Source organism: Afipia sp. OHSU_II-C1 (assembly GCF_000497575.1).
GTDB lineage: Bacteria > Pseudomonadota > Alphaproteobacteria > Rhizobiales > Xanthobacteraceae > Afipia.
Map to the genome: position 1 here is coordinate 320,571 of NZ_APJI01000016.1, position 19,489 is coordinate 340,059.

Below are 19,489 nucleotides of genomic sequence, written 5' to 3' on the forward strand. Positions count from 1 at the left end.
GTGAAGATATGCCTGGTCCTTTAAGTGGAGTGCGGGTCCTTGATCTGACAGCGGTGGTGTCGGGTCCGTATGCGACGATGTTTCTGGCTGATCAGGGTGCGGATGTGCTCAAGATCGAGCCGATCGGCGGCGATGGCACCCGCCGCAGCCGGAACCTGATCGATGCGGCCGGTGAGTTCTCGGCTCTGTTCGTCTCGTGCAACCGCGGCAAGCGCTCGCTGTCGATCGATATCAAGAGTGATGCAGGGCGTGAGGTCTTGGCCAAACTGGCGTCGCAGGCGGATGTGCTGGTGCAGAACTTCCGTCCCGGCACCATGGAGCGCCTCGGGCTCGGTCACGAAGAGTTACGCGAAAAGTATCCGCGATTGATCTATGTCTCTATCAGCGGCGTCGGCGACAGCGGGCCTTATGTCAAGAAGCGGGTTTACGACCCCATCGTTCAGGCGCTGTCGGGCTTTGCCGACATTCAGGCGCAACCGATCACGAACCGTCCACAGATGATCCGCACCATCGTCTGTGACAAAACCACCTCGGTCTTCACGGCGCAGGCGGTGTCTTCCGCCCTTTATGCCCGCGAAAAGACGGGCAAGGGCGACCATATCCAGGTGGCCATGCTGGATGCCATGATTTCCTATCTGTGGCCGGAAGGCATGATGCAGTACACGGTGGTTGGCTCTGAAGCCTCGACAACAGATCCGAACGACCGGCCGGACCTCGTGTTCCAGACCCTGGATGGTTACATCACCTGTGGAACGATCTCGGATTCAGAGTGGCAGGGCTTCTGCAAGGCATCCGGCGATCCGGAGCTTGCGAAGGACGAGCGTTTTGCAACGCCGAGCGCGCGGTTCATCAACGCGACGGCCCGCATCAACACGATGCAGGAATACATTGCCAAGCATACCACAGCCGAATGGCTGGAGCGACTCGACGCTGCCGACGTGCCATGCTCGCCGATTCTTCGTCGCGCTGAAATCATCGATAACGAACAGGTGGTGGCGCGCGGGTTGATCGAGGAGTTCGAACAGCCGACGGTTGGCCGGGTGCGGCAGCCGAAGCCAGCGGCAATCTTCGAGGTCAATCGGGCTGCGATTGGCGGGCCGGCGCCGCGGGTGGGCGAGCACTCTCGCACGGTCCTACGCGAACTTGGGTACGCGGACGCAGCTATTGACGCAATGATCGCCGACAAAGCGGTCAGGGCGGCCGGATAAATGAGCGAACGGTTTCAGCTTCTGGAGAACGGACAGTGACGAATAAAACGAAGGTCGCACTTCTTGTCGGTGCAGGCGATGCTATCGGGGCTGCGGTTGCTCAGAGATTTGCAAAGGGCGGCTATACGGTCTGCGTCGCGCGGCGCGAGGCTGCCAAGTCGCAGGGGCTTGTCGATTCGATGAAAGCCGATGGACACGACGTCCGCGCCTACAGCGTCGATGCGCGCAAGGAAGAGGAAGTGCAGAAACTGTTCGCGGATGTCGAGAAGGAGGTGGGCCCAATCGAGGTCTGCCTGTTCAACGCTGGATCGAACGTCAACAAGCCGCTGCTGGAGACAACAGAGAAGCTGTTCTTCAAAGCCTGGGAACTCGCGTGCTATGCGGGCTTTCTTGTGGGGCGCGAGGCGGCCAAACACATGTCGGTACGGGGCCGCGGGACCATCCTATTTACCGGCGCAACCGCGAGCGTTCGCGGCGGAAAGGGTTTTGCGGCGTTTTCGGCAGCCAAGTTCGGCTTGCGCGCCGTCGCCCAGGCAATGGCCCGTGAGCTCGGACCGAAGAATATTCATGTCGTCCATCTCCTGATCGATGCAGGCGTCGACAGCGAAGCTATTCATCAGCGCATGAAGGCGGCAACCGGAATCAGCGCCAGCGAAATTCCGCCCGACAGCCTGACCAAAACCGCGTCCATTGCCGAGGCGTACTGGTTTGCTCACCATCAATCCAAAGACGGCTGGACTCACGAGCTCGATCTGCGCCCCTCGGTGGAGACTTGGTGAAAAATGGCAGGCGATCTTATCCTTTGGGGTGTCGGCACTACGCGCACGATACGCGCGCACTGGGCACTTCACGAATTGAATCTTCCGTACAGGTCGCGGCCCATCCTTCCGCGATCGGGTGAGACCAAGACGGAGGAGTATACGATCCTGAATCCAAGGCAGAAGATTCCGCTTTTGCAGGACGGCGATTTGACCATTGGGGAGAGCGCGGCCATCGTTGCATATCTCGCCAACAAGCATCGGACAGGAGACGGAGGGCTCGTCCCAGATTGTCCAAAACTCTATGCGAAGTGGCTGGAATGGTGCTTCTTCATCGTGACCGAGCTGGACTCAACCAGTCTCTATGTCATGAGGCGACATGGTACCAACAAGGGACTGGCGCATATCTATGGGGATGCGCCGCATGTTGTTGCGAAGGCAGGCGAATACTTCCGCGAACAGCTTCGGCATGTCGATGTGGCTTTGTCGGATGGTCGCGATTATCTCATGGGTGCCCAGTTCACCACGGCCGACATACTGCTGACGACTTGCCTGACGTGGGCCATCGATTACGGAGTTGGCATTTGCGACAGCGCTGCGCCATACCTTGAGCGTGTCACATCACGTGCGGGATACCGAGCCGGCGAAACAGCGAATTTCGCGGAAATTTAGCGGGCAGCGCAATCGAGCTTCAGGATTGATTGGCTGCGCTCGGCAGGGCCTTTCGGTTGCCCCCGAATCTCGTGCGTATCAACGCCATCCCGGCTTGCAGAAAATACCCCAGCGTTAATCCGGCGAAGACGCCTAGCACCTTGACGCCGGCGTCACGCAGGCGTGCGTGACGGCCTAGCGACGCGACCTGCGCAAACTCAATGATGAAAACGGCAAGCACAAGCGAAAGCCCGACGATTGAGATTCTGTTTGGGTAGGCGAGAGTGAACAGCATCGCGACTGTGAGAAGGGCGAAAAATCTTTCAACGCTGCCTGGCAAGTGAGTGACTGGCCGCAATCCGATCGGGCCATCCGTAACAATTACGATTGCGAGGATGGAGGCCCAGGCAAGCACTTGGAATATTGTTCTGAGCATGCGCCTTGCTTTGTACGTCTGAGCCGCGTTCTGACGCGCTTATAGAGCCAATTTTATAGATCCGATTATGCCTTGTTCAATAGGTTAACGAAACGTTAACCGAGGCGCTCATTTTGAGGCAAGGTAAGCCTAACAAGCGATGACATTCCGCTTTGTCTTCCTCTTTCGCCTCCGCCAGCCTACGACTTTAAAAAAAGACGAGGCTCAAATGAATTCATGGCTCGATAGCTCCGATCTGATCGAACTCGCACCGGGAAGCGCGCAGGCGGTTGCCGATCGCTTGCCGGTCATTGCTCCTATCATACCGAACAACTCCTCTCCACGCCGCATCAGCATCTTTGGCCTGGGCTACGTCGGAGCTGTATCGGCCGCGTGTTTCTCGCGTACGGGCCACACGGTTATTGGGCTGGATACCAATGACATCAAGCGGCAGTGCTTCCGCGAGGGAAAGCCGCCGGTTGTCGAGGCCGGTCTTGACGACTTCATGCAGCAGGGCGTCCGTTCGGGACGTCTGACTGCGACCGACGATGTCGTTCAGGCGATCCGCGACACCGATATTTCGCTGATTTGCGTCGGTACGCCGAGCCGCGATAACGGCAGCATCAACATCGATACCGTCTGCAGCGTCATTGCTGAAATCGGACGCGCGCTTCGGGAAAAGCAGGGCGACCACCTTGTCATCGTGCGTTCGACGATGATTCCGGGTTCGATGCGCAACACCATTATTCCAATTCTGGAGCGCGAATCCGGTCGCCGCTGCGGCGAGGGGCTCTCGGTAGCGTACAATCCCGAGTTTCTCAGGGAAAGCACGGCTGTCGCCGATTTCTTTGCACCGCCGAAGACCGTTGTCGGCGCGGATGATCCGGTTGCTGCGCTTGCGGTCGCGAACCTCTATGAAGGAATTCGCGCGCCGCTTTTCACGGTGTCGTTCGAAGCCAGCGAAATGATCAAGTATGCGGACAACACGTGGCACGCGCTCAAGGTTTGCTTCGGAAACGAGATCGGGAACATCTGCCAGGCACTGAACATTGACAGCTACGAGCTGATGAACGTGTTCTGCTCAGATACGAAGCTCAATATTTCGCCTTACTACCTCAAGCCTGGTTACGCGTTCGGTGGCTCCTGTCTGCCGAAGGACGCGCGCGCGCTGACGTATCTTGCACGTCAGCTCGACGTCGAGGTGCCGATCCTTTCCAATATCCTGCCCAGCAATCGCAATCAGATCGAAAGAGCGATCAACAAGGTCGTTGCGTTCGGTCAGCGGGATATCGCAGTGCTCGGATTCAGCTTCAAGCCAGGTACGGACGACTTGCGCGAAAGCCCGCAGGTCGAATTGATCGAACGCCTGATCGGAAAGGGTTTCAATCTCAAGCTCTACGATCCGAGCGTCAATCTCTCGGCGCTGACCGGCGTGAACAGGCAATACATCGAGAAGGCAATTCCTCACATCGGTTCGATCATGATGACGTCGCTGCGGAAAACCGTGGTTGCGGCTGACGTCATTATCATCGGAAACGCATCTCCTGAGTTTCGCAGCATCGAGCCGATGCTCAGCGAGGACCAGATTGTTCTCGACCTTGCCAGGTTGTGGGCATCTCCAGACATGAAGGCGCGTTATGTCGGAATCAACTGGTGATACGCGCCTTGTCAAGGACGGACGGCCGCTTCGTGTCCTGATCATTGTCGAGAACCTCTCGGTACCTTTCGACCGGCGTGTATGGTCGGAAGCCAAGACCATGGCCAAAGCCGGATGCGTGGTCTCTGTGATCTGCCCGAAAGGATTTAACGCGCAAAAGAGCTACGAATTCGTCGACGGCGTTCACATCCATCGCCACGGAATGCCCTTCGAAGCCAGGCGTGCTTCGGGTTATCCGCTCGAATATGGCTGGGCACTGGCCTGCGAATTCTTCCTGAGCTGGAAAGTTCTTTTCGCGCGGGGATTCGATGTGATCCATGCGTGCAACCCGCCGGATACGATCTTTTTGATCGGCGGCTTCTTCAAGTTGTTCCTTGGAAAGATGTTCGTATTCGATCACCACGACATCAATCCGGAGCTATACGTATCGAAATTTGGCCGGAAAGACTTCTTCTATCGGCTGCTTGTGCTGCTCGAGAAGATGACGTTCCTGACGGCGGATATTTCGCTGGCCACGAATGAATCGTATCGCGGGATTGCGCTGACGCGTGGCGGGATGCGCGATGATAAGGTCTTTGTCGTGCGCTCCGGTCCGGATCTCAATCGTATTCAAATTCTTCCGCCTAATCCGCAGTTGCGGAAGGGCCGGAATTTTTTGGTAGGCTATGTTGGCGTCATGGGTGCGCAGGAGGGGATTGATCTGCTGCTGAATGCCGTGAAGGTGATTGTGGAAGACTTCCGGCGATCGGACATTCATTTTGGGCTTGTCGGGGGAGGTCCCGCACTTGAGGAAATGAAGGCGCTGGCGAAAACGCTCGGTGTGCAGGATTTCGTCACATTCACCGGCCGCGCCAGTGACCACGACCTGTTCGAAATGCTGAACACGGCGGATGTCTGCGTTAATCCGGACAAGGCTGACGAAATGAACGACAAGTCCACCATGAACAAGATCATGGAGTACATGGCGCTGAGCAAGCCGATCGTTCAGTTCGATCTGACGGAAGGGCGGGTTTCCGCGGCCGATGCATCCCTTTACGCGCGGCACAACGATCCACGGGATATGGCGGGCAAGATTATCGAACTCCTTGACGATCCGGAGCGTCGCGCGGCGATGGGCGCCTTCGGTCGTGAGCGGATCGAACGGGATCTGTCCTGGGAGCACGAGGCGCCTAAGCTGCTCGGAGCTTACGCTGCTCTGATCAAGAACAAGACCAATCGGCCCAAGGCAAAAAACCCGGTCACTGCGACTCCGCAGGCAAGCTAGGATCGTCTGTCGATATGGCAGGTTCGTTCGGCAAACTTGGATGGTACGTCAATCGGCTCCGGGCCATGAGCATCCCGGAACTGGGACACCGGCTGCGTGAGGCTGGAAAGCGCCGCATATCAGCGACGCGATCTTATGGCTACTCTGCGTTTGCTGCGGAAGCGACTGATCTTCCGTTTCTCCCGGTCGATGCCGGCGGGCTCGGGTTGATCGATGCCGACACACGTTCGCTCTGGCGATCGGTTGCGCCGACCGCGACGCGGCCTGGTGTCTATCGCGCGCTCGCTCATGATTTCGGGTTGTCGAAGGAGATGGACTGGCATCTTGATCCCGCGTCGGGATTGCGCTGGCCGGATACCGCCTACTGTTTCGACATCGACTTCCGGCACGATCGTCTCCGCGGAGATGTGAAACTTGTCTGGGAACTGAATCGCCTCCAGTTCGTGCCGGTGATCGCGGCGCTGTCCAGACTGGAGAATGATGATGAGCTGGCTCAGTCTGCTCTTGATCTGATCGAGAGCTGGATCGATGCGAATCCGCCATTCAAGGGCATCAACTGGATTTCCGGGATTGAGCTGGCGCTGCGCGTTGTCTCGATCCTGCTGACAATCGGGCTGATCGGCCGAGATCGGGTAGGTGGGCGTCTTTCTCGCAAGATCGGCGCATGCCTGGCGGCGCATGAATACTGGCTTAAACGTTTTCCATCCCGCTATTCGTCCGCGAACAACCATCTGATCGCGGAGGAGGCGGCCCTCTTCATTCTGGGAACCCTTTGGCAGGGGACCGCGACCGATCCGCTACAAGCGCGAGATGTGCTGATTGCAGAGGCATTCCGTCAGATTTACGATGATGGCGTGGGTGCGGAACAGTCGCCGACTTACACTGCCTTCACGTGCGAATGGTATCTTCTGGCATTTCGCGTTGCGGAGGCCGCTGGCGCGCCGTTTCCCGATGACGTCGTTGCGCGCATCACCGCCGCCGGCGAACATCTTCGATGGGTGCTTGATGGTGCCGGAAATCACCCCCGTATCGGTGATGACGATGAAGGCCGCGTGATAGCGTCCGGAGCGGGTCATGAGCCGTTCTATGTCGCATCAATCGTGAGCGGGATCGCGGCCGTGACGGGCCGTTCCGATATTGCTGCCGTTTACGGTGCTCCACAATTGCGAAATCTTCTTGTCGGCCGGCCGGCCGGCGCACCCGCTTCATTTGTGGGGACGCGTACATTTGAGCGTGGCGGATATACGGTTTCACGAAGCCAGATGAGCGGACGCGAATCGCTCGTCGTGTTCGACCATGGTCCGCTCGGCTATCTGTCGATCGCGGCCCATGGACATGCTGATGCCCTGTCGCTGATGCTGCATCTCGATGCAAAGCCGGTACTCGTCGATGCGGGAACATATCTGTATCATTCCGGCGGCAGGGTCCGCGATCGCCTGCGCGGTACTGCGGCTCACAACACGATTTGCATCAATGGAGCAGATCAGAGCGAGATATCGGGTGCATTCAACTGGCGGCGGAAGGCTGTATCGAAGTATCTCGGTCTCCGCGAGGCTGGCAGTGACGTTCACGTGTCGGCCCAGCACGACGGATATGCCCGCGATCATGGACTGTTGTGTGAGCGCACGGTGACCATCGATCCCACCGGGTTGACGGTGACGGACAAGTTGCTTGCGACTGGAGACGAGGCATCAAAGCCACTGGTATCGATCGACATCGGATTCCTGTTGCACCCGGACTGCTCGGCGAGGATTGAGGGAGCAGCCATCGTTGTCACATGTGGCGATGAGGTGTTGATGCGCTTCACTTCGGCCAGAGGTGTAACGGCTACGCTTGAAAATGCGGAGTATTCACCGGCGTTCGGGGTTATGCAAAGCGCAACGCGCCTCGTGTTTCACGCGAATGACCTGCAAACGCGGGAATTCAGCACCCGGATCGAGGTTCAATCTGCTGCCATCAGAGAAAGGGTTTCGCCTGCCTTGCAGCCTGATCTGGCGCCAGTCCCGAACCTAGCGGCCGCAGGTCTTCGATGAAAAGCCTGAACGTCGTTCTCTATTTCGGGGCAAATCTCGTGCCCCGCCTGTCGACCTTCGTCCTGCTTCTGGTATTGACTCGGCTGTTGTCGATGGACGACTACGGAATGTTCGCTCTCATCGTCGTGACAGGCGAAATCCTCGATATGGCGACCGGCGGATGGGTGCGGTTGTTTGTATTGAGCAGTGAGAGCAAGGACCGCTTGCCGTCGGCGGGCAGGCTTGGCCGTGCTCTCGTTCTGACCGTTGTATCCTGCGTGCTGTCGTTGCTTGGCGCGCTGCTGCTGTCGATCGTCCAGCCAAGTCTGTCCGGGTGGTTCACGGTTGCCGTCGCGGTTTACGTCCTTGCCTTCGCAGTGCTGCGGCTCGGTTTGACACTGCTGCAGACGCAGCAATGTCACTTGCTATACGCCTGCACCGAGATTGCGCGCGGAGTCTTGTCACTTGCATGCGGAGTAGGCGCGGTCCTGGTCATCGAGCCGACTTTCTTTTCTGCCTCGCTTGGAATCTCCCTGGTGACGCTTGTTCTGGGATTGCTGGCCTGTGCGGTGGCTTTTCGGGATCTGCCATGGCCCTATTTCCCGCGTCAGGGTTATCGCGCGGCCCTGCTGTTCGGAGTTCCGATCGTATCGGTCACGCTGCTGGCGCAGACGGTCGGTTGGCTCGATCGCTTTATCCTCAATCATGCGCTTGGACCTGCGAGCGTCGGGCTTTATGCGGCCGCCTATGCGCTCGCGAGGCAACCGGTTGAGCTGTTCAGTGGGTCGCTGAATCCGTATTTGTTTCCGATGCTTGTCCGCAGCTACTCATCAGAAGGGCGAGAAGCAGCCGGCCGGGTCCAGAGCGGCAATGTTCTGACGCTGATTCTGCTGTGCGGCGCCGTTGCAGCCGGCATCGCGTTGCTTGCGCAGCCGTTTGCAGAACTGGTGCTGCCGGAGGCTTATCGTGCCGAGGCTGTGCGGATCATGCCCTGGATTGCATTTGCCACCCTGTTTGCGAGTTTGAAGAATTTCTGCTTCGACAACGCGTTTTACATCACGAAGAAGAACTGGCTGCAGTTTGTGAGCATGGCACCGCCTGCGGTGATTTCTCTGTTGCTGGGTTTACTCTTGATCCCGCAGGGCGGTCCGGTGGCCGCTGCCATGATCGCGGCTTTTGCCTCGCTCGTTTCACTTGCCGGCAGTGCATTTCTCTCCACGCGCCTGCTGCCATTTTCTGTTCCCTGGAAGGCCATCGCGGGATTGACGATCTCGTTCGGGCTTGCCTCCGCGGCAACCCTCGGCATGCGCGTACTTCTGGGCGGACAGCTGCCGCTGATTATATTGTTCGGCGGAACCGCAACGTTCATGGCGGTTTATGCGTCAACGCTCTCTGCGTCCGGATTTGCCCTGGTGCGGATGCTCGACCGGCCATGGGAAATCTGGCGGGGAGATTCCGTGCCGACGGCTACCGCCGAGTCAGTATCGTATTGAACAGGTCGAGATAGCTATTGATCGCGGTCTGGACGTCGAATGTGCGTGCCCGTGCGATCCGCGGCGCCGGATCCCCAGGGTCAGCCAGCGCCTGATTGATGGCCTGTGCGAGCGACTCGATGTCGCCGTTGTCCACGAGCGTGCCGACGCGTCCATGGTCCAGAATCTCATCCGGGCCTCCGCTTCGTGTCGAGACGACCGGAAGTCCGGAAGCCAGAGCTTCGACAACCACATTGCCGAAGGCCTCCCTGCGCGATGTTAAAGCGAAACAGCGGGCCTGCGCATAACAGGGCCATGGGTCATCGCGATAGCCGGGAAGTTCCAGTCTGTCTTGAACGCCCAGTTGTTTTGCGCGGGCCAGCAGATTGGCGCGTTCGGAGCCTTCGCCAAAGATTACGACACGCGCATCTGAGCGCAGACGGGGAAGGGCCTCGACCAGCGCAATAAATCCCTTCTCCGGATTGAGACGGCCGACGCCGAGCACGACGGGTGGACGCTGGAGAAGGTCGCTATGGCTGGCGGGAATGGCGTTTTCAACGGATACCGGATTGTGGATGCGCGTCAGCTTGCTTTCGGGGGCATTCCAGTCATCGCGGAGATGATCGAGCAAGCCGTCGGACACACAGACAATTGCAGCAGCGCGCCGCCCAAGCCATGGGGCGAACGAGTAAGACATGTGGCCGAGCCGGCCGCGCCCAACGTCGGAGCGTCCGTGATACGAAAGTACGATTCGGGACTGGCCGCCCGCGAACAGGCGCGCCAGAGAAAGCTTGACGTTTGCCGCGCCTCCGATCGCAAGGACCATGTCCGGCTTCTGCGAGCGCAGGAAGCCGGTAAGGGCGAATACGGAGCTGGCATGCGAATTTCCGAGCACGTGGATTGGCACGCCAGGATCGATGAGCGACCGATTCTCGGATGCTTCGAAATCAACGAGCAGGGTGGTCTGCCAGCCAGCCTTGAAGAAGCCGGATGCCAGCAGGGCTGCTACGCGTTCCGCTCCGCCCCTGTTCAGGGCAGGTACGTAAACCGCGACGTGTTTTGATTGAATAACCATCAATTTGACCATGCACGGTTAAGGTAAATGTCCGATTTACCGCGGGCGAAGCATTGGCTGCGGTACATAGTCGTGTTCGCCAAATCAGGGGGAAACCGATGACAGTTCTGGACGTCGCGCGCGGTGCATATGTCCGGTTGCCGCTATCGACGCGGGCCCAGCTCGGCCGCTTCCTTCGGTACGTGCCAACTTCAATCAAGTTCGGCAAGACCTATCGTCATTGGCGCAGCGTAATCGATCGCGCAAAAACGGATACAGATTTTGTCCGGTCCTATCGCCAGCAGGCGCTTGGCGAAGTGGTTCAACTGGCGATCCGGAATGCGCCTTATTACACCCGCACGCTCAAGCCAGTGGTCGGTCACATCGCGCCCGGCGAACTGTTGGGAAGCGAGGCCTGGTCCCGATTGCCTGTCCTTTCGCGGCAGACCGTACTCGACCACCGCGACGAGATGTGCACTGTCCCGCTCGATCGTCTTGATCGCGCATCGACCGATGGGTCGTCCGGTGAACCGCTGTCGATCATGCTCGATCGCAATCGCAGCCCGATCGAATACGCTTTCATTCACGATGCATGGTCAAGAACCGGGTTTACGGCGCATGACTGGCGCTGCGTTTTCCGCGGGTTTGATTTGATCGACGGCGAGAACTCCCACATGGAGGTCGAACCGGCGCTTAAAGAACTGCGGTTCTCGGTTTTTCATCTCGATGATACGACGATGGCATCATACTTGGCCGCCATTCGTGAAAAGAACATCCGCTTCATTCACGGCTATCCTTCCGCGATAGCGATTTTCGCACAGTATCTGCTCCGGACCGGAGCGGCGCCGTTGTCGCAGATTCGCGGAATCTTCCCGATTTCGGAAAAGCTGTTTCCACATCAGCGCGATCTTTTTGCACAGGTCTTCGATCAGGCGACCACTGTGCCCTTCTATGGATTGAGTGAGAAGGTTGCGTTTGCGGTCGAGCGGGCCAACGAGCCGGATACATATGAGTTCGATCCGATTTACGGCTATACGGAACTGGTCGATGACGACGACCGGCCGATCACCACGCCCGGCAAGATGGGCCGTGTGGTGTCGACCGGGTTGATGTTCAGAGGCATGCCTCTCATTCGGTATGACACACGCGATGCTGCGCAACTCGTCGAATTGCCGAGCGCGAGTAACAGATACCGACTCGTTCTGAACCACCTGGCGCCGCGGCGAAGCAGCGAATATCTGGTGAGCCGGTCGGGGTCCCTTATTCCCTTTAACGGGCTGTGTGTGCCGATCGACAGGCATGATCTGACGCGTGAAGTGCAATTCTGTCAGCGTGTTCCGGGGGAGGTCGAACTCATGGTGGTCACGGAAGGTGGCCAGGAGCCGGATTTTTCGGATTACCTTACCCGAATGACAGAACGTGCCGCGGGCGACCTCACAATTCACTTGAAGATCGTCGATGAACTGCCGATGACGGGCAGGGGAAAGCGCAAGTTTATCGATCAGCGGCTGACGATCCCGCACATGACTTGAACAGGATATCTGCCGCTACGGCGCTTTGGCGACCTGCAGATAAAGGTCGCGAAGTCGGTCGGCGAATGCCGACACCGTAAAATGCCGTTGGTAGATTTGACGAGAGGCAGATTGCATCTCACCCAAACGAGAGCGGTTGGTGGCGACTTCAAGCAACGCCGAGGCAATCGGCTCAGGCTCACGTTTGACAAGAAGTCCATTAACTCCACCTTCCACGATATCGCGGACGTTGCCGACATCGGTCGCAACAAGAGCTGCGCCGGCACAGGCACCCTCAATCAGGCTGAGCGGCAATGCTTCGGTTCGCGAGGGCAGGACCACCACGTCGGCTTTGCGCATGTGATCGAGCATTTCGCCGGCTTCGATCCACCCCGTGAACGTCACCTTCTCCTCAAGCCCTGCCTTTTGGGCCATATCCATGAAGTGCGGGACGTCGCCGTTGCCGGCGACCACGCAGTGCCAGTTATCGGTCGTCTGACGCAGGTGGGCGAGGGCCGGAATCAGGACGTGCATACCTTTATTTTCAGTCAGCAGGCCGGAGAAGAGAATCGCCAGCGATCCGGTGTCTGGTTTGGGCAGCACAAGGCCGGTCGCAAAGTCAGGAATTCCGTTCGGAACGATCGCAATCCGCTCGCGCTGAACGCCAATACGCTCGAAGGCGTCGGCATGAACCTTGCCGAGCGCGACGACGCAATCAGCCTGGTTGGCGATCGCGCTGAACAATCGACCCGGCACTGTACGCGCGGTGATCTGATCTTCGATAAACTGGCCGTGGAAATGGACAATGGTCCGCGCGCCAAATGCTTTCGCGAGCTTCAGTATGGCATACTTGCGCGGCAGGCTTCCGCCGGTGGCGAAGTTGATATGGACCACGTGGGGCCGGAATCGGCTCAGCTCAACTCCGATTTTCGCCAGGATGAGCGGAAATGTCGCAATCCAGCGGTTGCCTCGCGCATCGCCACGCGACTGCGCAAAGCGTAGATCAATGCCGGACACATTCTTGTCGGCAATGAACTCGCGGAAATAGTGGTAAAGCCGATCGATTCCGCCCTTTCCTGAAGGACCGAATGGCGTGACGCACAGAACGCGGACGGAGGACATTTTCGGAGTTTCTTGCATTCGTCGCATGCCGCGGCGTTGCACATGGCGGAAACCAGCACCCACCCATACGCACCGTTTGGTTAGCCAACTGTTAACGCGAATTGTCTACGGTTAATTTCACTGGCCACAATAGCGCAGCTTCCCATGATCCGTTCCGGTTACGCCGTCACCGAGCCGAGCGACAGCCGTATTCTGCTGCGAATGCTGTATCTGTCATTCGTCTTTTTTGTCTTGCTGAGAATTGGACTTAACGCGCTCATTCTCAACCAGTTTATAAATTATACGACACTGGAAGGGTCCACGATCGAGAAGATCCATCCAGCGTTCTACGGGATTGGCCTGGTCGCTCTTGGAATCCTGCTTAATTTTCGCATTGAACTGAGCGGGCAGGACGTTGGAATTCTCCGCGCAATTATCGTTTTCCTGGCAGGCATTTGCGGTCTGCTCCTGATGCTCTCGGTCAGCGGCCAGAGCACGTCATCCGGATACATTCTGGACACTTACATCGTTGCGTGCATGGCAATGTTCGTCATGATGACGCTGCCAAATCAATGGCGATCGAACCTCGGTGAATTGATCCTTCTGTTCCTCATTCTGAGCGCACTCGTCGGCATCGCCGAGTTTGCGCTCAGGACACGCTTGCTGCCTTATGCGGCGGGAGAAGATGTGTTCCGACCGACCGGGCTATCCGATCATCCGTTGCAACTGGGGCAATGGTGCGCCGTCGGCATCTGCTTTCTCAGCGTTGCGCGCTGGAGGCCGTCGTTTAAGCTGATGGGCGTTGTGATCCTGCTTGTCGGTGCTTTGGCGTCCGGAGCGCGTATTGCAAGCCTGGCGGCTTGCGTTTCGTGCGCGCTATTCCTTGTTCTGGAGCCCATGCCTGCGCGATCGCGGGTCGATGCGATCCAGCGGAAAATGATGCTCGGGATTGCAGGGTTGATCGTGCTGATCACAATCATCGCCGTCATGTTTGCCGTGGGAGCGTTGAGCCGCTTCGAAGGCGGTTTCGTTGATCAGAGTTCGCTGGCGCGCGTCAGCATTTACGGTGTATTTGACTATCTCACCTGGAAGGAGTTCCTGTTCGGTGCTGATATCGCCCGGGTTCAGCGGATCGCGCTCGACGTCTTCGGCCTGCCGTTCATCGAAAGTTCTTTCGTCGTCTTCACCGTCCAGTTTGGTTTGATCGGTGCAATTTTGTTCGCATTGCTGCTTGCCAATCTGTTCCGGGCGCTGCTGAAGGGGCGGTCGGCGATTGTCATGCTGGCCACAGTGATGTTTTTCGCTTTGGCGCTCACCAACAACGCACTGTCGGTCAAATCGGCAGATATCCTGATGATCACGCTGTTGACGATATGTGACTTTACCTCTCGATCCGGGCGCTGGATTTCGTGATGGTGTGGCTGCTGCGCATATTGGTGATGACATGCGCGGTGGTGACCATGACGACCGCGCGCGCGGCTGACGGCTCTGATAAGTTCCGGCGAGGCGTTGGTGTGCATCGGCCCCTTAACTGGGCGTCGGTGTCTCCGCTTGACAGCGCGTTGTATGCGTGGCCGCCGTTTGCAACGGCCGAGCATTATGTCTCGGACGAATTGATCGCGGCGGTTCAGGCGTCGGGATTTGATTTTGTCCGGTTGACCGTTGATCCGGGACCGTTTCTCCAGATGACAGGCGAGCGGCGCGATGCGCTCGACACCATTTTGCGGATGACGATTCAGCGATTTCGCGCGCGACAACTGAGTGTGATTGTCAATTTCCATTCCAATTCCCAGGTCGCTCAATATCGTCCTGAGACGATCTTCATTAGTGTGGATAGGCCGCTGTTTACGGCCTATGCGGCGGCGATTTCCCGGACGGCGCGACTGCTTGCGGACATGAACGATCCTCGCATCGCGCTGGAGCCTGTCAACGAGCCACCAGCAGGCTACGACACCACGACAGCAGCTCGCTGGCAGGCTATGATGGAGGTTTTGTATCGAGCCGTCCGCCGCGAGGCGCCGCGCTTGACCCTAGTGGTAACCGGCGCCCAGGGAGGCAGCTGGAGAGGGTTGACGCTTCTCGATCCTGCTCCGTTTCACGACGAGAATGTTCTTTTCTCTTTTCACTATTACGAGCCTCATCTCTTCACACATCAGGGTGTTGAGTCATCGGAGCCGAGGGAGCGGTTCTGGCGCGATATGCAGGCGTTGCCATATCCGGCGATCAGGGGAGAGGAGAGCGCAGCCATCCGGATTGTACAGGATCGGATATCGGCAGATTCGGCATTCTCGGTGGCCGACAAATCCCGGCAATCCATCGCGGCAAAGGCCGCGATCACTGCATACTTTCGCGAAGGATGGAACGCCAAGGTGATCGATGTCGCTTTCGATGCTGTCGCAGCATGGGCTTTGCGGAATGACATCGATACCCGTCGCATTCTGCTCGGTGAGTTTGGCGCGACGCGCAATAATCCGGCGTCGAACTCAGCGGGCGAGAGGGCGAGGGCGGCGTGGCTGCTGGATGTGCGGTGTGCTGCGGAGCGACGGAATTTCCGCTGGTCGATTTGGGAACTCAATGGAAGCGGCGGAATGGCGATCGTTGACCGCGCCGATGAACGCAGGCTGGATCGTACGACGCTGGATGCACTCGGCCTTCAAATTCCAAAGCCTGGCTGCCCGTCATGATCGAGGTAACAGGCAGGCGTAAGGTGACGATATGGCTTAACCGTGCGCGGTTGTGGCGGTGGCAGCATGAGCTGGTGACGCGTCTTGCGCGGCACCCCGATATCAATCCGGTTGTTCGGTTGGCCGACGGACCGTCGCCGCCTCGCGCGTTCACCCTGCTCCTGATGCTGGAGAAGTTCGCCTTTCGTCTTCACGACGACCATGCCTGCGATCTTCTTAGTGAGAATGCGTTCGAGCCTTATCTGGAAACGTGGGACGCGACGGACAGTGGTCGTGTGCTGGATTTGACCGGGCACGCCCAGAACGGTGCCTTGTCGGATCTCAAGATCTTGTACGATGGAACGGCATCGGATGATGCGGCTTTGCTGGCGGTGCTGGATGCTCGCAGTCCTGCCTTGACGATTATCGACGGTGAAGGGCGAGCACTCATCGCAGGGCTGCCTGCCGTTGAAGACAAGACGGTGGCGGTGCGGGCGCTTGATACGATTTTCTCGGCGCTTTTGCAGTTGTGTGTAAAGGCTGTGACTGTGCCGTTGACGGGTGGTGTGCAATCGTTGTCCAGACCGTCAACGGAAAACCCAATGCATTCTGGCCGAGTGCTGTCGTTTAGCGCAACAGCACTTGCCAGCAAATTGAATGTCCGTATTGCCCGGCTCTGTCATGAAGCGCCGCGGTGGTTTGTTGCGTGGCGGCAGATAGATGCAATGGAACCGAGAACATCTTTGCCAGGTGCGGGCGCCTACCATCGATTGGCTGATGACGGCGGGCGGTACTATGCCGATCCTTTTCTGTTCATTGCGGATGGGCGGACGCATCTCTTCGTCGAAGAGTTCGACCAGATGTCAGGAAAGGGACTGATCTCGGCATCGGTGTTGGGATCCGGCGGCTTCGAGCGGCCAAAACCTGTCCTGGAAACGCAATCCCATTTGTCATACCCGCATGTCTTCGCCCATGCCGGTGCAATATGGATGATCCCGGAATCCCTGCAGTCGAGAACGGTCGACCTCTATCGCGCCGAGCGCTTTCCGGATCGCTGGGTTCATGAAGCAACTCTGCTGCAAAATGTCGAAGTTTCGGATGCGACTGTCTGCCAGCACGGCGGGTTGTGGTGGATGTTCGCGGCGACACGAAGCTGGCGCGGTTCAAACTGGGATACGCTCAGCGTTTTTTGGGCGCCGGAACTGATCGGTCCGTGGCAACCGCACGCCGGCAATCCGATTCTCCTCGATCATCGTTGCGCCCGCCCGGCGGGCGATTTCTTTCACCACGACGGCGCGCTGTGGCGGCCCGCACAGGACTGTTCGGAAGGCTACGGCACGGGTCTGGCGTTCTGCCGTATCGATTTGCTGGACCTGGAGAATGTCCGGCAAAGCGTACAGAAAACCGTACGGGTGCGGGATGGAGGCGTGAGGCGCGGGCCGCACAGTCTGAATCGTACAAGCACGATCGAAACCATCGATCTTTATGGAGCCTCGGCCTAGCCGATACGTGCTCTGGGGCAGCGATCAGACGGCCAGCCGGACCCGGTCCTTCAAGCAATATTAACCATAACCGGGCCAAAGTGCTTACAAGCTCGATGTGTTGGTTCGGGTGACCTTGTTGCGTTCAGGCAGTCCCATGCGTATGCGGTCAAGTCCGTCGTTCTCGATGCGCTCAGCAGGTGCATGCGCATGGCAATGACAATCGACATGCGCGAGGCGCCGTCCGCGGTCATCGATTTCCGGGGCCTTGCGACTGCCTTTGGCCGCCGCAAGAAGCTTATCGCCGCCATCACCGGCATATGTACGTTGCTGGCGCTGGTGATCGCTCTTTTCATGACCCCCAGATATGTCTCGCAGATCAAGATCTTGATCGATCCGCGCGGGCTCCAAATTCTTCCAAATGATCTCAGTCCGGCTGCGGCGTCTGCCGATGCAACGTTCGCAGTGGTCGAGAGCCAGGTCCAGGTCATCACCTCGACCGAAGTGCTTGAGAAGGTCATTGCCAAACTCAACCTGATCAGCGATCCGGAGTTTGTTGCGGGTGATGGCGGGGACTCGGCAGTATCTTCGTCTGAGGGTGATGCGCGCACCAGAGCCGTACTCCGCACGCTGCGCAAACGGATCGATGTTCGCCGCCCGGATCGCACATTTGTTCTCGATGTTTCGGTGTGGACGTCGTCTTCGCCAGAGAAGTCGAAGCGAATCGCAGATGCAATTGCCCAGGCCTATCTCGAAGTGCAACTGCAGATGCAAACCGAGGCTGCGAGCCGCACGGCGAAAGCTCTGGAATCTCGTTTGAGCACGTTGCGTCAGAACCTGACGAATGCGGAGAAACAGGTCGAAACCTATCGCATTCAGAACAACCTGGTCGGCGGGCAGGGAAATCTCCTGAGCGAGCGCGAACTGACCGATCTGACCAACCAGCTTTCCGCGCAGAGGATTCGCGGCGCCGAACTGCTGGCCCGGATGGAGATTCTGCGCAAGCGCAACGCGAATAACCCGCCGATCGACACAATTGCCGAGGCGCTTCAGTCCCAGACCATGTTCGATTTGCGTGCGCGTTACGCTGAAGCCAAGAAGGCCGAAACTGACAGCGCTGTATCGCTTGGTCCGCTGCATCCTGCAGTTATCACGGCTCGTGCGCAGGTTAAGCAGATTCGCGAACTCATCGATGTCGAACTCGCGCGAATTCAGCGGAGTCTTGAAACCGAGTATCAGCGGACAAAATCGGTTGAAGGCGAACTCAACCGGCAGATTATCGCGGCACGGCAGGTTTCGGCGTCGGGACAACCGCCTGTTCAGAAATTGAAGGATCTTGAGAACGACGTCGCGGCGCAGCGCGTTGTGTATGAAACGTTGCAGCGCCGCGCCAAGGAAGTCCGCGAAGAGGGAATGCTGGATCGGACAAATTCCCGCGTTATTTCCCCGGCGGCCATCCAGCCGGCCCAATACGTTGTTCCCCGAACTCTGGTTGTCGGAGGCGGGCTTGTGATCGGACTGCTTGCGGGAGTTTTCGCCGCGGCGTTCCTCAACCAGTTTGAGGGCGGCAGGGATGAAGACAGGTCCCTGCACGAGCGCAGCGAGATATTCAATCTGGCGACCGTGTCCCGTAAGGCGGTTTTGGCGGCAAGCCGCGCTGCTTCGAATGAAAAGTCCATTCATGTCGATGGACTTGGCGAACTGCCGGGCATACTCACGCAGGCTTTGGAGAAGTCACCCGGCGCGATCTTGATCGTCGGAGCCGATGGTCCGGCTGCAAGCAGCGCATTCACATTGGCGCTGGCGAAACAGTTCGCCGAGCGCGGCATGCGTGCCCTGACTGTCGACGCAACCGAGACCAGGCAGATTTCAAAGCTGCTTGGCCTGGAAGGCAGGCCGGGTTTTTTCGACGCGATGCGAACCCCGGTTGCCTTGGATCAGCTTGAAGTTGAAGTCGGCGAGCTTCGCGTCCTTCCTGCCGGCGTGCGTGGCAGCCAGGAGGCTTTGCCCCAGACTGCGTTGTCGACGCAGAACGGCTGTGCCCTTGCCTACAACGGAACAACGCTGATCGACGGGGGAGCCATCGACGGTCAGGACTTCGCGTCCCTTCTTTCCGTGGTGGGAATTATTCTGGTTGTGGTCGACGCCGGCAAAACCTCGCACCGCAAGGTTTCGAGTGCCCTTCAAACAATGAACCCTTACCAGACGCGTCTGGTCGCCACAGTGATGCAAACCTAGCCGC

Annotated in this window: 15 protein-coding genes; 12 read left to right on the plus strand and 3 right to left on the minus strand. The window is 58.3% G+C overall.

Going from position 1 to position 19,489, the window contains the following annotated elements:
• The first annotated feature begins 8 nt into the window (after positions 1-8).
• Genes I554_RS0119445 through I554_RS0119455 form a run of 3 tightly spaced genes read left to right on the plus strand, consistent with a single transcriptional unit; the run spans position 9 to position 2,638 of the window.
• Positions 9-1,208 (plus strand): CoA transferase, encoded by a 1,200-nt coding sequence (locus I554_RS0119445; protein ID WP_024574570.1) that lies wholly within the window; start codon positions 9-11, stop codon positions 1,206-1,208.
• A 35-nt stretch (positions 1,209-1,243) separates the two neighbouring features.
• Positions 1,244-1,987, plus strand: coding sequence for an SDR family NAD(P)-dependent oxidoreductase (locus I554_RS0119450; RefSeq protein WP_024574571.1), 744 nt, complete (start codon positions 1,244-1,246; stop codon positions 1,985-1,987).
• A gap of 3 nt (positions 1,988-1,990) precedes the next feature.
• A complete protein-coding gene (locus I554_RS0119455; protein ID WP_024574572.1) occupies positions 1,991-2,638 on the plus strand; it encodes a glutathione S-transferase family protein in 648 nt (215 codons plus the stop codon).
• A 19-nt stretch (positions 2,639-2,657) separates the two neighbouring features.
• Here I554_RS0119455 and I554_RS27370 read toward each other — a convergent pair whose 3' ends face one another.
• Positions 2,658-2,912, minus strand: coding sequence for a hypothetical protein (locus I554_RS27370; RefSeq protein WP_152528585.1), 255 nt, complete (start codon positions 2,910-2,912; stop codon positions 2,658-2,660).
• Positions 2,913-3,261: 349 nt separating this feature from the next.
• Between I554_RS27370 and I554_RS0119465 the strand changes: the two genes are divergently transcribed.
• Genes I554_RS0119465 through I554_RS0119480 form a run of 4 tightly spaced genes read left to right on the plus strand, consistent with a single transcriptional unit; the run spans position 3,262 to position 9,458 of the window.
• Entirely contained in the window at positions 3,262-4,689 is a 1,428-nt protein-coding gene (locus tag I554_RS0119465; protein WP_024574574.1) for a nucleotide sugar dehydrogenase, read from the plus strand.
• Positions 4,670-5,953, plus strand: coding sequence for a glycosyltransferase family 4 protein (locus I554_RS0119470; protein WP_024574575.1), 1,284 nt, complete (start codon positions 4,670-4,672; stop codon positions 5,951-5,953). The genes I554_RS0119465 and I554_RS0119470 overlap by 20 nt, the downstream gene beginning before the upstream one ends.
• Before the next feature lie 14 nt (positions 5,954-5,967).
• Positions 5,968-7,986, plus strand: coding sequence for an alginate lyase family protein (locus tag I554_RS0119475; protein WP_024574576.1), 2,019 nt, complete (start codon positions 5,968-5,970; stop codon positions 7,984-7,986).
• Positions 7,983-9,458 (plus strand): oligosaccharide flippase family protein, encoded by a 1,476-nt coding sequence (locus tag I554_RS0119480; protein ID WP_024574577.1) that lies wholly within the window; start codon positions 7,983-7,985, stop codon positions 9,456-9,458. Before I554_RS0119475 ends, I554_RS0119480 begins: the two co-directional genes overlap by 4 nt.
• Here the strand turns inward: I554_RS0119480 and I554_RS0119485 are convergent.
• Entirely contained in the window at positions 9,433-10,512 is a 1,080-nt protein-coding gene (locus I554_RS0119485) for a glycosyltransferase (protein ID WP_192817772.1), read from the minus strand. The two genes, I554_RS0119480 and I554_RS0119485, sit on opposite strands and share 26 nt — an antisense overlap.
• A 98-nt stretch (positions 10,513-10,610) precedes the next feature.
• Here I554_RS0119485 and I554_RS0119490 point away from each other — a divergent pair, with 98 nt between their 5' ends.
• Positions 10,611-12,023, plus strand: a complete 1,413-nt coding sequence (locus I554_RS0119490; protein WP_024574579.1) for a hypothetical protein — start codon at positions 10,611-10,613, stop codon at positions 12,021-12,023.
• 15 nt (positions 12,024-12,038) lie between these two features.
• On the opposite strand, the gene I554_RS0119495 is transcribed toward I554_RS0119490, so the two are convergent.
• A complete protein-coding gene (locus I554_RS0119495) occupies positions 12,039-13,124 on the minus strand; it encodes a glycosyltransferase family 4 protein (RefSeq protein ID WP_034473446.1) in 1,086 nt (361 codons plus the stop codon).
• 201 nt (positions 13,125-13,325) lie between these two features.
• Here I554_RS0119495 and I554_RS26970 point away from each other — a divergent pair, with 201 nt between their 5' ends.
• The 4 genes from I554_RS26970 (at position 13,326) to I554_RS0119515 (ending at position 19,485) form a co-directional block, all read left to right on the plus strand.
• A complete protein-coding gene (locus I554_RS26970) occupies positions 13,326-14,516 on the plus strand; it encodes a VpsF family polysaccharide biosynthesis protein (protein ID WP_244432799.1) in 1,191 nt (396 codons plus the stop codon).
• On the plus strand, positions 14,516-15,787 hold the full coding sequence (locus I554_RS0119505) for a cellulase family glycosylhydrolase (protein WP_024574582.1): 1,272 nt from the start codon (positions 14,516-14,518) through the stop codon (positions 15,785-15,787). Before I554_RS26970 ends, I554_RS0119505 begins: the two co-directional genes overlap by 1 nt.
• A complete protein-coding gene (locus I554_RS0119510; protein ID WP_024574583.1) occupies positions 15,784-17,268 on the plus strand; it encodes a hypothetical protein in 1,485 nt (494 codons plus the stop codon). Before I554_RS0119505 ends, I554_RS0119510 begins: the two co-directional genes overlap by 4 nt.
• A 189-nt stretch (positions 17,269-17,457) precedes the next feature.
• Positions 17,458-19,485, plus strand: a complete 2,028-nt coding sequence (locus tag I554_RS0119515; RefSeq protein ID WP_034473449.1) for an exopolysaccharide transport family protein — start codon at positions 17,458-17,460, stop codon at positions 19,483-19,485.
• The last annotated feature ends 4 nt before the right edge of the window (positions 19,486-19,489 follow it).

What these genes read in the sequence shown, in the direction of transcription:
- I554_RS0119445 (WP_024574570.1), top strand. Translation starts at nt 9, where the DNA reads ATGCCTGGTCCTTTAAGTGGAGTGCGGGTCCTTGATCTGACAGCGGTG.
- I554_RS0119455 (WP_024574572.1), top strand. Translation starts at nt 1,991, where the DNA reads ATGGCAGGCGATCTTATCCTTTGGGGTGTCGGCACTACGCGCACGATA.
- I554_RS27370 (WP_152528585.1), bottom strand. Translation starts at nt 2,912, where the DNA reads ATGCTGTTCACTCTCGCCTACCCAAACAGAATCTCAATCGTCGGGCTT.
- I554_RS0119465 (WP_024574574.1), top strand. Translation starts at nt 3,262, where the DNA reads ATGAATTCATGGCTCGATAGCTCCGATCTGATCGAACTCGCACCGGGA.
- I554_RS0119470 (WP_024574575.1), top strand. Translation starts at nt 4,670, where the DNA reads ATGTCGGAATCAACTGGTGATACGCGCCTTGTCAAGGACGGACGGCCG.
- I554_RS0119475 (WP_024574576.1), top strand. Translation starts at nt 5,968, where the DNA reads ATGGCAGGTTCGTTCGGCAAACTTGGATGGTACGTCAATCGGCTCCGG.
- I554_RS0119480 (WP_024574577.1), top strand. Translation starts at nt 7,983, where the DNA reads ATGAAAAGCCTGAACGTCGTTCTCTATTTCGGGGCAAATCTCGTGCCC.
- I554_RS0119485 (WP_192817772.1), bottom strand. Translation starts at nt 10,512, where the DNA reads ATGGTTATTCAATCAAAACACGTCGCGGTTTACGTACCTGCCCTGAAC.
- I554_RS0119490 (WP_024574579.1), top strand. Translation starts at nt 10,611, where the DNA reads ATGACAGTTCTGGACGTCGCGCGCGGTGCATATGTCCGGTTGCCGCTA.
- I554_RS0119495 (WP_034473446.1), bottom strand. Translation starts at nt 13,124, where the DNA reads ATGTCCTCCGTCCGCGTTCTGTGCGTCACGCCATTCGGTCCTTCAGGA.
- I554_RS26970 (WP_244432799.1), top strand. Translation starts at nt 13,326, where the DNA reads ATGCTGTATCTGTCATTCGTCTTTTTTGTCTTGCTGAGAATTGGACTT.
- I554_RS0119505 (WP_024574582.1), top strand. Translation starts at nt 14,516, where the DNA reads ATGGTGTGGCTGCTGCGCATATTGGTGATGACATGCGCGGTGGTGACC.
- I554_RS0119510 (WP_024574583.1), top strand. Translation starts at nt 15,784, where the DNA reads ATGATCGAGGTAACAGGCAGGCGTAAGGTGACGATATGGCTTAACCGT.
- I554_RS0119515 (WP_034473449.1), top strand. Translation starts at nt 17,458, where the DNA reads ATGGCAATGACAATCGACATGCGCGAGGCGCCGTCCGCGGTCATCGAT.